Genomic DNA, 13,609 nt, shown 5'->3' with positions numbered 1-13,609 from the left:
TATCCTGTGGCCACCCCAGATACTTTGTAGGAGCCGGCTTGCTGGCGATGGTGGTTCAGCAGCATTGATGTCGACTGACACACCATCGCCAGCAAGCCGGCGCCTACAGGTTTCCATGCCATCCAGTGGGTTGTCCGGACGGCCTTAACGAAGCTCATCGGCCAGAACCCCGACTCCTGATCCCTAAGCGAATCTCTGGTGTGGTTGCTGCCTGCGCTACACAGCAGACCCCTGTGGGAGCGGGCTTGCCCGCGATGGCGTCAGCCCGGCCAGCAAAGACCTACTGCGCAGCCCGCGCCGGCACCAGCTTCAACGTACTGCGTGTATTGGCCGTGACCTCTTCATCACTCAGATGCGCCTGGAAATACATCCCGTCGACATAGGCTTCGGCCTGATCGTCATAGTGGCTGTCGAACAGCACACCACTCTGACCAACCGGGTTGATGGTCAGGCTGTGGGCCGGGTCGGCGAAGTCGATCAGGCGCCGGGTCGAGGGGCCGTAGGTGACGGGCCACGGAGCCGGGCCGATCTTCGCCGAAAGGTTGTTCGGCACTTCATGACTGCCAGGGGCGGCGAATGGACCGACATTGAAGAACCGGTCCAGCGGTTTTTGCTGCCCCAGGGGATGGCCGTGGGTCAGTGTGTGGGCGTTGCCCCATTGCCATTGGGCAAAGTCCGCACCCAGAGTGGTCTTGAGGTGGGCGATGCTCGCCTGCCACGCAGCCTTCACGGTGTCGGCGCGGGTTTCCTTGCCGGGAGTGTCGCGGTTGTCCCACCATGGCGAATCTGCGGTGGCGGCCAGGCGCGGCAGCGCGGCGTCAATCACCCGGGTCGAAAGCAGGGTTTCGAAGAAGTCGTTGCCCAGTTCATCGTGCATGGCGGCGTCAGCCAGGTTGAACAGGAGCTGATTGAACAGCGTGGCGCTGGTCGAATCGAGCGGGTAGTCGCCTTGCCACAGGGCCAGTTGTTCCACCAGTTTGAGTTCGGCGGCGTCGCTCACCACTTCACGCAATACCGGCAGCAGCGGCGCCATTAGGCGAGGGCCGTAGGCGGTGGTGGTACCCAGTTGCAGCTTCTGACTGTTTTCCAGGTCCCACTTGACGGCGTTGTCGCCCAGTTGGCGATCGAGCTGCTGGCCACGATCGGCAAGGTTGTAATAGCCGGGAATCTCCATGCCTGTTGGTGATAGCGGCTGGAAGTTGGCCGAGACAATGTAGCCCCGAGCCGGGTTCTCTTCCTGCGGGTTGGCGCTGAACGGGTAGAAGCCGTCCTTGTCCGCCTCGGCCGTGCTGCCGTCCAGGATGAACTCCGGGCGCACGCCGGCGGGACGCTTGGGTAATTGCGCAGCTGCCCACCAGGCGATGTCGCCTTTGGCGTTTGCCCACACCACATTCAGGCCTGGTGCATGGATCTTGGCGGCGGCGCTGCGGGCTTTGCTCAGGGTCTCGGCGCGGTTGAGCTGATAGAAGCCTTCAAGAATCGGGTTCTGGCTTTCCAGGAAGCCCCACCACATGGCGATCGGCGTTTTGCCGACGCTGGCACCCAGGGCGTCGTTCACGATCGGGCCGTGCGGCGACTGGCGCAGTACCAGCGTCACCGGCGCCTGGCCCTTGACCGCGATCTGCTGCTCGCTGGTGGTCATGTCCACCCAGTCGCCGCGATACCAGACCTGGTTGGAGTTGTTCGGGTTGACCTTCTCGGCGATCAGATCGAGGTCATCGTTCTGGAACATGGTGATGCTCCAGCCGAAGTCGCGGTTCATGCCCAGCGAAGCGAACGGCATCAGGGCCTGATAGTGGCCGTAAAGGTCGAAGCCCGGCGCCGAGAGCTGCGCTTCGTACCACACCGACGGCGCGGAAAAGCGGATATGCGGATCACCGGCCAGCAGCGGCTTGCCGCTTTTGGTGCGGCCGCCTGCGACGACCCAGGCGTTGCTGCCCTCGAACTGTGGCAGGCCATTGTCGGCCAGTGCCTGCTCGCTCAGTCGGGCGAGGGCATTGAGGTCTTTCCAGTCGGCATTGGCCAGTGGCGGCACGCTGGTGTTGTGATGGTTCGCCAGCACGCCCTTGGACTGCCAGCCGAGATCGAACACATCCAGATAGTTCGCCCCCAACTGATCGCGAACATAGGTCAGCAATGGCTCGGTGCGAAACGCCGCGGCAAAGCTGTAGGCCATGTAGCCGGCGATGCTGATGGTGTCCTGGGTAGTGAATGGGCGCTTGGGAATGCCCAGCACATCGAATTCGACGGGGCGGGCGTGGCTGTCCTGATACTGGTTGATGCCGTCCAGGTAGGCCTGCATGGCGATAAAGGCCGGGGTCGATTTGTCCAGGTTCGCCAGGTAGGTTTCGGCGCGCTCGCGAATGCGCAGGCTGCGCATCAATTTGTCGGTATCGAGCAGTTTCGGCCCGAGCACTTCGGCCAGCTCGCCGCGGGCAAGGCGACGCAGGACTTCCATCTGGAACAAGCGGTCCTGGGCATGCACGTAGCCGAGGGCGCGGTACAGGTCGGTTTCGTTCTCGGCGCGAATATGCGGGACGCCGCGTTCGTCGTAGCGAACGGTGACCGGGCCTTGCAGGTGTTGCAACTGCATCGTGCCCTGGCGTGACGGCTGCTTGCTGTAGAGGTACCCGCCGGCACCGGCGGCGAGGACAACGATCAGAAGAACAAGCGCGATCAGGCTACGTTTCATGAAAACTCCTTGTTGTTATTGTGTTCCCTGGTGCCATTGTTTATCACGGCCCGACTCTTTGGCGCATCGCCCATAGGAGGGATTCGTTTTGCCGTGCTTGTCCCTATTTCGCCGGATCGACCGGCCACGGGCAGTAACAGCCCACAGCCAGCGTATGCGTGGCACTCACCGCACGGCCTTCATCCAGCGCTTGCAGGATCGGTTCGATGAAGCTGTTGCTCGAATTGCAGGTCAGGCCTTCGCTGTAGGGGCCGAAGTACGCCAGTTTGCCGCTGCGATCCCAGATGGCCACGGCCGGGCTGGCGGGAATCTGTTCGGAGCCGGGCAGGACGGTGATGGATTTGAGGTCGCTCAAGGTGTTGGGTAACTGGCCATGGCTGCCGGGCTTTTGTACCGCATAGAACTCCACGCCATGGGGCTCATAGCGCTCGACCAGTTCGCTCAGGTGTTGTTGGTTGCCGACGTTGCACGGGCAGGCCGGGTCCCAGAAATGCACCAGACGGATGGCGCCGGGGCCGGCGAGGTTGTCCGGAAGGCGCAACGGGTCGCCGGAAAACACTGCGGTATGCTCGCTGAAGGTACGCAGGTAACGCCCTTGAAACCAGTCGTAAGCCGCCCACAGCACCCCGGCGCACACCAGGGCGAGCAGGCTGGCAAACAAAGTGGTGCGGTAGGGCGAGCGCATGGGTATCAATCCTCGAAGGCCGCCCAGCTTGCCATGCTTGCCGCTACAGATGAATATCGCAGGTCTATAAAGTCCGTTTCATGCTCTGGAATTGTTCATGTCTGCCACTTTTGACCCTGATGATTTGCGTGCCAGCCTGCGGCCACTGGCGGCCATGCAGCCGTTATCGGCGCAGGCGCAGGCCTATCAGCGGTTCTACGGGCTGGATTTTCCGCAGCGTCAGGTTCGCAGTGGCCTGGGGCGCTTCGAGGTCGATGGTTATGAACTGGTCAGCCAGTTCTGGTGGCCGGAACGGGCGAAGGCGACGCTGTTTGTCTTCCACGGTTTCTACGACCACACCGGGCTTTACCGGCATGTGATCGAGTGGGCGCTGGACCAGGACTTTGCGGTGATTGCCTGCGACCTGCCGGGGCATGGTCTATCCAGCGGCGAGCGCGCCAGCATCAAGGATTTCGCCGAGTATCAGGACACGCTGCAAGGGCTGTTTCGCGAGGCGCAGTCCCTTGATCTGCCGCAGCCATGGCACCTGTGCGGGCAAAGCACGGGCGGGGCGATTGTGGTCGATCACGTGCTCAATGCCGGTGCGAGCAGCCCGGCCCAGGGCCAGGTGATTCTGTTGTCACCGCTGGTGCGGCCACGGGCCTGGGGTTGGTCGCAGCTGAGTTATTACCTGCTCAAGCCTTTCGTCAAAGCCATTGCCCGGCGCTTCAGCGAGAACTCCAACGATCCGGCGTTTTTACCGTTCCTGCAGGCCGATCCATTGCAGCCGCTGCGGCTGCCCACAGCCTGGGTGGGCGCGCTGTCGCGCTGGATCAAACGCATCGAAGCCGCGCCCCTGAGCACTCGGCGCCCGCTGATTGTGCAGGGGCAGGCGGATATGACGGTGGACTGGCAGCACAATCTGCAAGTGCTGCGCGGCAAATTCGATCGGCCGCAGGTGTTGATGTTGCCAGAGGGGCGGCATCATCTGGCGAATGAGACGCTGGTGATGCGCCAGGAGTATTTCGGGTTCTTGAGCAAGCGGATCAAGGGCCGCAATTCCTAGCGACAGCCAGGGCCTCTTCGCGAGCAAGCCCGCTCCTGCATTGGATTTGTGATCGACTCAGATCCCCTGTGGGAGCGGGCTTGCTCGCGAAAGCTATTTACAAGGCGCCGAAGATCATTGGGTGAGATTCGACGAACTCTGCCCCACCGCCAACCCCGCCCGAATCGCCGCCAGGGCCGCCTGGTAATACGCCTGGCCTTCAGCCGACTCGGCAAAGGTGGCGAATTCTTCCAGTTCGTTGTCCGACAGGTCGCGATACACATACAGCAGCGTGTTGTTCAGATCGCTGCCGATCTGGTCCATCAGGCGCTGGCGCTGGCCATTCAACATGCTTTGGGCCTGACCGGTGCCAAGCAAACCGGGGATCATCGAACTCAAGCTGTCCGCTGCCACGCCGGCAATCGCCAGGCTGACTTCTGCGCCGGCCTCACGAGCAGGCAGGGCCTGGGCCAGGTGACCGATGATCAGCATACGGCTGTCGCTGGCCTGCATCTTCGGCAAACCCTTGGCATTTTTTGCCAGTTGGTCGCGACGGGTCGCCAGCAACTCGGCGGCGACGACCTTCTTGCCCAGGGGCGACTGAAAGAAGGTCAGCGCCGGTTTCGGGTTGGCGAGGTTCTTGCGCAACTGCGCTTCGGCACGCTGGTCCACCGCATTGGCAGCAAAGCGTTGATTGCTGTTGGTAAGTAGCGCCTGAAATACCGCCGGTGGCAGGCTGCTCTGGTAGCGTTGCTGAGCGGCTGAAAGGGCGTCGGTGAAATGCGCGCGTTGTTCCGGCCAGCCGGCGACCTTGTACAACTGGTCATGGCCGTCTGCCCAGGCGGGCAAAACGCAGAGCATCAACAGTGATAAAAGCAAACGGCGCATAGGGACTCCTGTCAGCAGGCGACTATTCTCCGTGTGGCATCCCTACTTGTCGAGAATTCGTATCAACCCGCTGCGTGGCTCTGTCGGATTTCCGGGCACAGGAATACTATGCGCGCCATGCAAATATCCTCTGATCACCCGCTGCTGTTACGAATCGTCGACGACCTGGCCGAGCACGGCTGGTCGCAGCAGAATATTTTCCTGCCCCTGGATCTGACCCGGGCACTGGCGGCCGAGTGCCGTAAACGTGCCGCCGAGGGTGAACTGGCCCCGGCCGCCGTGGGCCGCGGGCCGACGTCGGAGATCCGCGAAGGAATCCGTGGTGATCATATCCAGTGGATCGATCCCGGTCAGGCCGAAGCCTGCGACAGCTACCTGAGCCTGATGGACAGCCTGCGCGAGGCGATCAATCGTGGCTTGTTTCTGGGGCTGGAGGATTTCGAAAGCCATTTTGCGATGTATCCACCTGGTGCCTTCTACCTCAAGCATGTCGACCGCTTCCGCGATGACGACCGGCGCATGGTCTCGGCGGTGGTTTACCTCAATGACGCCTGGTTGCCGGAGCACGGCGGTCAGTTGCGCATGTACCTGGACAATGACCGAGCCTACGACGTGCAGCCTATAGGTGGTTGTCTGGTGGTGTTTCTGTCGGGTGAGGTGCCCCACGAAGTCCTGCCCGCGACCCGTGATCGCCTGTCGTTGACCGGCTGGTTCCGTCGCCGTGGCAACGAGCCGTTCTGAGATGGAAAAGATTCTGGTCAGTCGCTGCCTGTTGGGCCACCGCGTGCGTTATGACGGCGGGGCGAGCGGGCCGTTCGATCTGCTGCAACTGTGGCTCGACGAAGGCCGGGTAGTGCCGTTGTGCCCGGAGGTGGCCGGTGGGCTGCCAACGCCACGGGCGGCGGCGGAAATTCCGGGTGGGCAGGGCGCGCAAGTGCTCGACGGCCAGGCGCTGGTGATCACCACTGAGGGCGAGGATGTCAGTGCGCAGTTTCTGTCCGGAGCACATCAGGCGCTGGAACTGGTGCAACAGCACGGCATCCGCATCGCCGTACTCAAGGCCAACAGCCCCTCCTGTGGCAATCTGCTGACCTATGACGGCACGTTCAGCGGGGTCAAGGTCAGCGGCGAAGGGGTGACGGCGGCGTTGCTCAAGCGCCATGGCGTGCAGGTGTTCAGCGAGCTGGAACTGGCCGAGGCTGCCCGGGCACTGGCTGTCCTGGGCTGACCTGGCTACTCAAGGATCTTTGCGGCCAGCGCCTCAACCTGTTCCTGTCGCTCGGCCTGATTGAGCTTCGCGTGCGGATTGAGCGATGACCACTGTGGGTGCGCCCGGGCCTTGTTCAGGGCTTCGGGCAGCTTGCCTTCGCGCCAGGTCTTGTCCTGAGGCGTGGCCACCTGGATGCTGTCCAGCGCCGCGTGTCCTCGGACATTCAACGCCTGCAGCAGTTGTCGCTGGCGCAGCGCCAACAGGCGCAGCACGTTGTCATCGACCGTGAGTTCGCGCTGGCCCTTGATCTTGCCCATCAAGCGGCTGCCGTAGCTTCGCGCGGTTTGCAGGGCGCCGCCGGCGATAGCCCCGGCCAGTGCAGCGGCGCCGAGGGTCAGGCCGCCGACCAGCAGGTCGACTCCGGCTCCCGCAGCCGCCCCTGCAGCGATGCCGCCACCGACCCGCACGCCCAGTAGCTTGAGGGTTTCCGGGTTGAACAGGTCATCGCCCCAACGGCCATCGAGCAGCGGCAAGTCGCTGGCTGCGGCGTCCTGCGGGCGGAAGGCGTAGAGCTTGAGCAAGGCCTCGACGCAGCGCTGTTCCCGTTGGCGCACGGCTTTGCGCAGTTCGCCGATGGCTTGCTGCTCCTGCTCGACGTCGCTGACCACGCTGCGCCGGCAGGCGGCACAATCGATCAGCAATTCGGCAATCAACCGCGCCGCGCTTTGCTGACGAGCCAGGCGTTGAGCCTGTTGATCGGCGATCAGGCGTTCCAGTTGCGGCCGGGCGCTTTCCAGCAGCAGGGCGAGGCTTTCATACAATCGGCGCTCACCATCCTCCGGCGGGGCGACGCTGTCGAAGCGCACCAGGGCATGCAAGCCCAGTCGTGCCAGGGCTTCACGCCACGCAGGCTCGCGGTGGTTGGCGCTGCTGACGAAATTCAGCACCGGCAGCAGCGGTTTGCCACAGCCGGCCAGCACCTCCAGCTCATCGCGGTACTTGGCCAGCACTGGTTCCCGGGCGTCGATCACATAGAGACCGGCGTCAGAGGCCAGCAGTTGCCGCAGCACCTTGGCTTCCTGTTCGAAACGTTGCCGGGCTTCGCTGCCATCGAGGAAGCGCGCCAGCCGCGCCGGACCGTCGAGGCGTTCGCCGGGACGTTCCAGGCGTTCAAGGTAGTCGAGCAGGGCGATGGCATCTTCCAGGCCGGGGGTGTCATAAAGGTCGAGCAACGGCTCGCCATCCACCGACAGGCGCGCGCCTTCGACATGCCGTGTGGTGCTGGGGCGGTGAGAGACTTCACCGAAGCCGACGTCCCGGGTCAGGGTACGCAGCAACGAGGTTTTGCCGACATTGGTGTGGCCGACCACCGCGAGCTTCAGGGGCTGTTTCCAGGCATTAGTCATGACCGGTCTCCAGCCAGTTCATAGGGGCACTGTCGGCGAACGGCAATTGCAGTTGTTGCAGCGCCACGTGCCAGTCGCCCAGACGCTCGGCGTCCAGTGCTTCGCCAGGGGGTGCCTGCAGCAACCAGACCCGGGTAGCGCTGGCGTTGCGCGCCAATTCGGCGATCAGTGCCAGGCTGCCGCGATCCGGCGAGCGCCGCGGATCGCAAGCGATGGCCAGGCGGGCAGGGGGAAAGCGGCTTAATTGTTCAAGGAGTCGGTTGCGCGATTCGCGGCTGTCGAGGATGCCGGCATTGCTGACGTTTTTCGGCAGTTGCGGTGGCCATGGGCGTTGATCGTCCAGCTCGATGGCGACGAGCAGCGCACCATCGCTTTGCTGGTCACTGACACCGCTCTCCACTCGGTGCAGTTGAGTCGGTGCCGCATCGCTGACACCCAGACGCTCACTGGTGGGCATCAGCCGTTCACGCAATTGGGCGTAACCGGGCAGGTTCAAGTCCAGATGCAAGGCGGCCTGCCCGGCTCTCCAGCGCCACAGGCAAAACCCGGCGAGCACAAGACGCGGCACAACGCCGTAGACCAGCAGCACGCCGACCAGCCATGCGGCCCAGGCCTGGCGGGCGCTTTCGATATTCAGGGCAGCGTCGCCACTGGCGCGGATCATCTCTACGGTGGGCACACTGAAACCGAGCAGGGCCGGCAGCGCGCCGAGGGCCTGGGTCACGGCAATAAAGGTATCAGCACCGAGGATGGTCGTTTCCCAGACAAAGCCATAACGCCGGGTCGCCATCAGAGTCAGCAGGATCACCAAGGCGCTGAGCATCGCCAGTAACCACAGACTGTTGACCAGCACGCCGATCGCCCAGCGATTGAGTTTCTGTCGTTGCAGCAACAGCAGCAACGCCGGAGCCAATTGGGCGGCTTTGGCATCGCGAGCGAATTTTTCGCTGAGCCACAGCCACAAGCGTCCCAGCGTTGCACCGTGCTCGCCGGCAAACACCAGGCCGAGCGCCCAGCTCAGCAGCAGAATCAAGTTCAGCCCGAGCAGGCTGCCCAAGGCCCAGAACACGTTCACCGGAGTCTGGCCGTCGCCCAGTGCGGCAAACGCCAGGCCGGCGCCGCTGATCACGGCCAGCGCCGCCAAGACCAACAATGCCAGCCGCGCACCTTGCAGCCAGTGTTTCAGGGCGTCGGCCAGACCATCGCGCTCGGCCAGCCATAGGGCCCGGCGCAAAATGCGCGACGGCAAATCGCCGCCGGCGCTACGGGCCAGTCGGTTGGCTTCAAGGTCCTCCAGGGGGCCGGCGTGCTCTTCGCGCAGGCGAATGGTTTCTGTCAGCCAGAGGTTATTCAGTTCAGTCACGCGGCATTCCGTCGCTTAATCGAGCTGTGAGCATAACCGCTGTGGCGCTTATCGGCGAAAGCAAGGCTCTGGTATCCTCGCCGACATGACTAAATCACTCCCCCTCAGCCTGATCGCAGCCCTCGGTGAAAACCGCGTGATCGGCGTCGACAACAGCATGCCCTGGCACTTGCCGGGGGACTTCAGATACTTCAAGGCCACCACCCTGGGCAAGCCGATCATCATGGGTCGCAAGACCTGGGATTCCCTCGGTCGGCCGCTACCGGGCCGGTTGAACATCGTGGTCAGCCGCCAGGCGGATCTGGTGCTGGAAGGCGCAGAGGTTTATCCGTCGCTGGAAGCGGCAGTGATTCGCGCAGAAGAATGGGCGAAGGAACAGGGCGTCGATGAGCTGATGCTGATTGGCGGCGCGCAGTTGTATGCGCAAGGGTTGGCTCAGGCCGATCGCCTGTATTTGACCCGCGTGGCGCTGAGTCCGGAAGGGGATGCGTGGTTTCCGGAGTTTGATTTGGGCCAGTGGAAACTGGTGTCGAATGTGCCGAACCCGGCTGAGGGCGACAAGCCGGCGTACAACTTCGAAGTCTGGGAAAAAGCTTAAGAGCTTCGCGAGCAAGCCCGCTCCCACAGGGGATGTGTGTCGTTCACAGATCCAAGGTGGGAGCGGGCTTGCTCGCGAAGGGGCCTGCTCAGTCGCTGCAAAGCTTAAGCGTGAACCAACTCCGAATGCTCATCCGCATCCAGTAGTTCTTTGTCCGTCTGCTGCATCACCTGGCTGGTAATCGCCCCGGCCGTGATCGAACCACTCACGTTCAACGCCGTACGCCCCATATCAATCAACGGCTCGACCGAAATCAGCAACGCCACCAGTGACACCGGCAAACCCATCGCCGGCAGCACGATCAATGCCGCGAAGGTCGCGCCACCACCGACACCGGCCACGCCAGCCGAGCTCAAGGTCACAATCGCCACCAGCGTCGCGATCCACAGCGGGTCCAGCGGGTTGATGCCCACGGCTGGCGCCACCATCACTGCCAACATGGCCGGGTACAGGCCGGCGCAGCCATTCTGGCCGATGGTCGCGCCGAATGAGGCAGAAAAACTGGCGACGGACTGTGGAATGCCCAGGCGACTGGTCTGCGCTTCGATGCTCAACGGGATCGTTGCCGCGCTTGACCGGCTGGTGAAAGCAAACGTCAGCACCGGCCAGATCTTGCGGAAGAAACGCAGCGGGTTGATCCCGGCGGCTGACACCAACAGCCCGTGCACGACAAACATCAGGCCCAGGCCAATGTAGGACACCACCACGAAACTGCCGAGCTTGATGATGTCTTGCAGGTTGGAACCGGCGACCACTTTGGTCATCAGCGCCAGCACGCCATACGGGGTCAGCTTCATCACCAGGCGCACCAGACGCATCACCCAGGCTTGCAGGGTGTCGATGGCATTGATCACTTTCTGACCTTTTTCCACGTCATCCTTGAGCAACTGCAGGGCCGCGACGCCGAGGAACGCGGCGAAAATCACCACACTGATGATCGACGTCGGCTTGGCCCGCGCCAGGTCGGCGAATGGATTCTGCGGAATGAACGACAGCAGTAACTGCGGCACATTCAGGTCAGCGACCTTGCCCGCATAGTCGCTCTGAATGGTTTGCAGGCGAGCCATTTCCTGGGTGCCGGCTACCAGGCCCTCGGCGGTCAGGCCGAACAAATTGGTCAAGCCGATACCGATCAGCGCCGCGATGGCGGTGGTAAACAGCAGGGTGCCGATGGTCAGGAAACTGATCTTGCCCAGGGACGAGGCGTTATGCAGGCGGGCCACGGCGCTGAGGATCGAGGCGAAGACCAGCGGGATCACGATCATTTGCAGCAACTGCACATAACCGTTGCCGACCAGATCGAACCAGCCGATCGAGGCTTTGAGTACCGGATTGCCGGCACCGTAGACAGTGTGCAGGGCCACACCGAATACCACGCCCAGCACGAGGGCGAGCAAGACTTTTTTCGCCAGGCTGAATGTAGTGTGGCGGGTTTGCGCCAGGCCAACGAGCAGGGCCAGGAACACCAGCAGATTTAGGATCAGCGGCAGATTCATGAAAACTCCGAGTGAGACTTGTGCTGGCTGCCTTGGGGGGCAGCTGCGAACCGGTAAGCCTAACAGCTTGAAAACTAAAGATTTAATATCAAAAGCGTAGGGTGTCCGTCGTTTTTGGAATAAGCCGATGTCGCTGTCGGGACAGCAACTGGCGCGATAGGGACGCAGGCGGTCGCTGACAGACGGGAGCTGTCACACTTATTTGTTAGCGTCGATGTCTTTAAATCAGGGAGATTTTCCAATGAAGTTCGCACCGAAGTTTTTAGCCTTGGCGCTTTGCATCGGCCTCGGCGGCCAGGCATTCGCGACCGATCTGAAACACTGGCCTGCCGATCAGGCCAAGGCGCTGGACGCAATGATTGCCGCCAACGCCAACAAAGGTAACTACGCGGTGTTCGACATGGACAACACCAGTTACCGCTACGACCTTGAAGAGTCGTTGCTGCCGTTCATGGAGAACAAGGGCCTGATCACCCGCGACAAGCTCGACCCCTCCCTGAAACTGATTCCGTTCAAGGACACCGCCGACCACAAGGAAAGCCTGTTCAGCTACTACTACCGCCTCTGCGAACTCGACGACATGGTTTGCTATCCATGGGTCGCCCAGGTGTTTTCCGGCTTCACCCTGCAGGAGCTCAAGGGCTACGTCGATGAAATGATGGCGTCCGGCAAACCGGTACCGGCCACTTATTACGAAGGCGACGTGGTCAAGAAACTCGACGTCAACCCGCCGAAAATCTTCACCGGCCAGCAAGAGCTGTACAAAAAGCTGATGGAGAACGGCATCGAGGTCTACGTAATGACCGCCGCTTCCGAAGAATTGGTGCGCATGGTCGCGTCCGATCCGAAGTACGGCTACAACGTCAAACCGCAGAACGTGATTGGTGTGACGTTGCTGCTCAAGGACCCCAAGACCGGCGAACTGACCACCGCACGCAAGCAAATCACCGCCGGCAAATATGACGAGAAGGCCAACCTGGGCCTTGAACTGACCCCGTACCTGTGGACCCCGGCGACCTGGATGGCCGGCAAGCATGCGGCGATCCTGACCTACATCGATGAGTGGAAAAAACCGGTCCTGGTCGGCGGAGACACCCCAACCAGCGACGGCTACATGCTGTTCCACGATGTGGACGTAGCCAAGGGTGGCATCCACCTGTGGGTCAACCGCAAAGACAAATACATGACCCAGATTAACGGCATGATGGCCAAGCACGCCGCGGCACAGGCCAAAGAAGGGCTGCCGGTGACGGCTGACAAGAACTGGGTGATCGTCAAGCCGGAAGAGATTCAGTAAGACCGCGGCGCTGCCTTCGCGAGCAAGCCCGCTCCCACACTGTATCTGTGAACGACGCAAATCCAGTGTGGGAGCGGGCTTGCTCGCGAAGAGGCCCGTCCGGGCAATGAAAGCCTCTGTTTGATCGGCTTCTTCCTACAGTCACAACCTGCACGTTCTTGCGTAACGGACTACGACTACTTCAGAATCCGCCGACTTGTGCGCCTGTTTGGCGGGTTCTATCTTCTCCGCGTCGCTGCCCATCAGTGATCGGGTTTGGTAGCCCGGATTTTCCAGGCGCATGACTACACCGTCAGCAGGTTTTTCGACTCTGCTTTTATGGTGGTCATGCGTAGGGCGCTCTCGAGCGCGCCGGCTCCCTGGACCGGTCTACCAACCTGCGTATGGCTGCCACCTTTCGTTTGGTAGCGAAGGTGATAGCTCCCTGTTTCCAGGAGAATCATCAATGCTCAAAATTACCCCCGATCCCCCAAATACCGACAACCTGTCCGCCCACATCAACACCACCCCGCGCAAACCCAGCCGAACATTCATCATCGCCCCCGGCCTCGACACCGAAACCCTCCTGGCCCACGCCTGCGAATCCCTCGCCTCGGCCAATGTCATGGCCAGCGATTTCGCCGCACTGCTCGAAGGCACGCAACGCAGCACGATGCTGGGCATTGCCCAGGTCATCATGCTGGGCGAACTGGCGGTAAATCAGGCGCTGGATAACCTCGACCCGCAGGGTTAGCGCAAGCATCGCCCGGACGAATGCTTTCCTGTAGGAGCGAGCATGCTCGCGAAGGACGTCAACGATAACGCTGGAAGCCTGATTCGACGGGGCACCCTCAGGTTTTTCGCGAGCATGCTCGCTCCTACAGGGGGATTGGCGTAAACAAATGTGTCCCGCACTCGCCGGGGCACTTTTATTGCGGCGAATCCCGGCGTATCGCGAGCGCACCGACTTC

At 62.0% G+C, this 13,609-nt stretch carries 12 protein-coding genes; 6 read left to right on the top strand and 6 right to left on the bottom strand.

What is annotated here, in order from left to right:
* Positions 1 to 280: 280 nt before the first annotated feature.
* Together ASE98_RS16765 and ASE98_RS16760 are read right to left on the bottom strand one after the other, a co-directional pair.
* Positions 281 to 2,692 (bottom strand): penicillin acylase family protein, encoded by a 2,412-nt coding sequence (locus ASE98_RS16765; protein ID WP_060542455.1) that lies wholly within the window; start codon positions 2,690 to 2,692, stop codon positions 281 to 283.
* Positions 2,693 to 2,795: 103 nt separating this feature from the next.
* Complete coding sequence (locus ASE98_RS16760) at positions 2,796 to 3,377, bottom strand: DUF6436 domain-containing protein (RefSeq protein ID WP_060542454.1); 582 nt, start codon at positions 3,375 to 3,377, stop codon at positions 2,796 to 2,798.
* 97 nt (positions 3,378 to 3,474) lie between these two features.
* Between ASE98_RS16760 and ASE98_RS16755 the strand changes: the two genes are divergently transcribed.
* Positions 3,475 to 4,422, top strand: coding sequence for an alpha/beta hydrolase (locus tag ASE98_RS16755; RefSeq protein ID WP_060542453.1), 948 nt, complete (start codon positions 3,475 to 3,477; stop codon positions 4,420 to 4,422).
* Between the two features lie 114 nt (positions 4,423 to 4,536).
* Here the strand turns inward: ASE98_RS16755 and ASE98_RS16750 are convergent, their stop codons facing one another.
* A complete protein-coding gene (locus ASE98_RS16750) occupies positions 4,537 to 5,289 on the bottom strand; it encodes a DUF2059 domain-containing protein (protein WP_060542452.1) in 753 nt (250 codons plus the stop codon).
* A 108-nt stretch (positions 5,290 to 5,397) separates the two neighbouring features.
* On the opposite strand from ASE98_RS16750, the gene ASE98_RS16745 reads away from it, so the two are divergent.
* A complete protein-coding gene (locus ASE98_RS16745; RefSeq protein ID WP_060542451.1) occupies positions 5,398 to 6,030 on the top strand; it encodes a 2OG-Fe(II) oxygenase in 633 nt (210 codons plus the stop codon).
* Position 6,031: 1 nt separating this feature from the next.
* Positions 6,032 to 6,517: a DUF523 domain-containing protein gene (locus ASE98_RS16740; protein ID WP_060542450.1), complete on the top strand. Its 486-nt coding sequence runs from the start codon at positions 6,032 to 6,034 to the stop codon at positions 6,515 to 6,517.
* 5 nt (positions 6,518 to 6,522) lie between these two features.
* On the opposite strand, the gene ASE98_RS16735 is transcribed toward ASE98_RS16740, so the two are convergent.
* Complete coding sequence (locus ASE98_RS16735; protein ID WP_060542449.1) at positions 6,523 to 7,905, bottom strand: GTPase/DUF3482 domain-containing protein; 1,383 nt, start codon at positions 7,903 to 7,905, stop codon at positions 6,523 to 6,525.
* On the bottom strand, positions 7,898 to 9,268 hold the full coding sequence (locus ASE98_RS16730; protein ID WP_060542448.1) for a DUF2868 domain-containing protein: 1,371 nt from the start codon (positions 9,266 to 9,268) through the stop codon (positions 7,898 to 7,900). The genes ASE98_RS16735 and ASE98_RS16730 overlap by 8 nt, the downstream gene beginning before the upstream one ends.
* Positions 9,269 to 9,353: 85 nt before the next feature.
* Here ASE98_RS16730 and ASE98_RS16725 point away from each other — a divergent pair, with 85 nt between their 5' ends.
* Entirely contained in the window at positions 9,354 to 9,866 is a 513-nt protein-coding gene (locus tag ASE98_RS16725; RefSeq protein ID WP_060542447.1) for a dihydrofolate reductase, read from the top strand.
* Between the two features lie 104 nt (positions 9,867 to 9,970).
* On the opposite strand, the gene ASE98_RS16720 is transcribed toward ASE98_RS16725, so the two are convergent.
* The gene (locus tag ASE98_RS16720; RefSeq protein WP_060542446.1) at positions 9,971 to 11,362 is read right to left on the bottom strand and encodes an L-cystine transporter; all 1,392 of its coding nucleotides are present in this window, start codon (positions 11,360 to 11,362) and stop codon (positions 9,971 to 9,973) included.
* 241 nt (positions 11,363 to 11,603) lie between these two features.
* On the opposite strand from ASE98_RS16720, the gene ASE98_RS16715 reads away from it, so the two are divergent.
* A complete protein-coding gene (locus ASE98_RS16715) occupies positions 11,604 to 12,659 on the top strand; it encodes a phosphorylcholine phosphatase (protein WP_060542445.1) in 1,056 nt (351 codons plus the stop codon).
* Positions 12,660 to 13,104: 445 nt separating this feature from the next.
* The gene (locus ASE98_RS16710; protein WP_060542444.1) at positions 13,105 to 13,392 is read left to right on the top strand and encodes a DUF6124 family protein; all 288 of its coding nucleotides are present in this window, start codon (positions 13,105 to 13,107) and stop codon (positions 13,390 to 13,392) included.
* The last annotated feature ends 217 nt before the right edge of the window (positions 13,393 to 13,609 follow it).

The organism is Pseudomonas sp. Leaf48 (genome assembly GCF_001421885.1).
Lineage (GTDB): Bacteria > Pseudomonadota > Gammaproteobacteria > Pseudomonadales > Pseudomonadaceae > Aquipseudomonas.
This window is presented reverse-complemented; position numbering and strand designations above follow the sequence as displayed.

Excerpts from the sequence above, each read along its gene's own strand:
- ASE98_RS16765 (WP_060542455.1), bottom strand. The coding sequence starts at position 2,692 with ATGAAACGTAGCCTGATCGCGCTTGTTCTTCTGATCGTTGTCCTCGCC.
- ASE98_RS16760 (WP_060542454.1), bottom strand. The coding sequence starts at position 3,377 with ATGCGCTCGCCCTACCGCACCACTTTGTTTGCCAGCCTGCTCGCCCTG.
- ASE98_RS16755 (WP_060542453.1), top strand. The coding sequence starts at position 3,475 with ATGTCTGCCACTTTTGACCCTGATGATTTGCGTGCCAGCCTGCGGCCA.
- ASE98_RS16750 (WP_060542452.1), bottom strand. The coding sequence starts at position 5,289 with ATGCGCCGTTTGCTTTTATCACTGTTGATGCTCTGCGTTTTGCCCGCC.
- ASE98_RS16745 (WP_060542451.1), top strand. The coding sequence starts at position 5,398 with ATGCGCGCCATGCAAATATCCTCTGATCACCCGCTGCTGTTACGAATC.
- ASE98_RS16740 (WP_060542450.1), top strand. The coding sequence starts at position 6,032 with ATGGAAAAGATTCTGGTCAGTCGCTGCCTGTTGGGCCACCGCGTGCGT.
- ASE98_RS16735 (WP_060542449.1), bottom strand. The coding sequence starts at position 7,905 with ATGACTAATGCCTGGAAACAGCCCCTGAAGCTCGCGGTGGTCGGCCAC.
- ASE98_RS16725 (WP_060542447.1), top strand. The coding sequence starts at position 9,354 with ATGACTAAATCACTCCCCCTCAGCCTGATCGCAGCCCTCGGTGAAAAC.
- ASE98_RS16720 (WP_060542446.1), bottom strand. The coding sequence starts at position 11,362 with ATGAATCTGCCGCTGATCCTAAATCTGCTGGTGTTCCTGGCCCTGCTC.
- ASE98_RS16715 (WP_060542445.1), top strand. The coding sequence starts at position 11,604 with ATGAAGTTCGCACCGAAGTTTTTAGCCTTGGCGCTTTGCATCGGCCTC.
- ASE98_RS16710 (WP_060542444.1), top strand. The coding sequence starts at position 13,105 with ATGCTCAAAATTACCCCCGATCCCCCAAATACCGACAACCTGTCCGCC.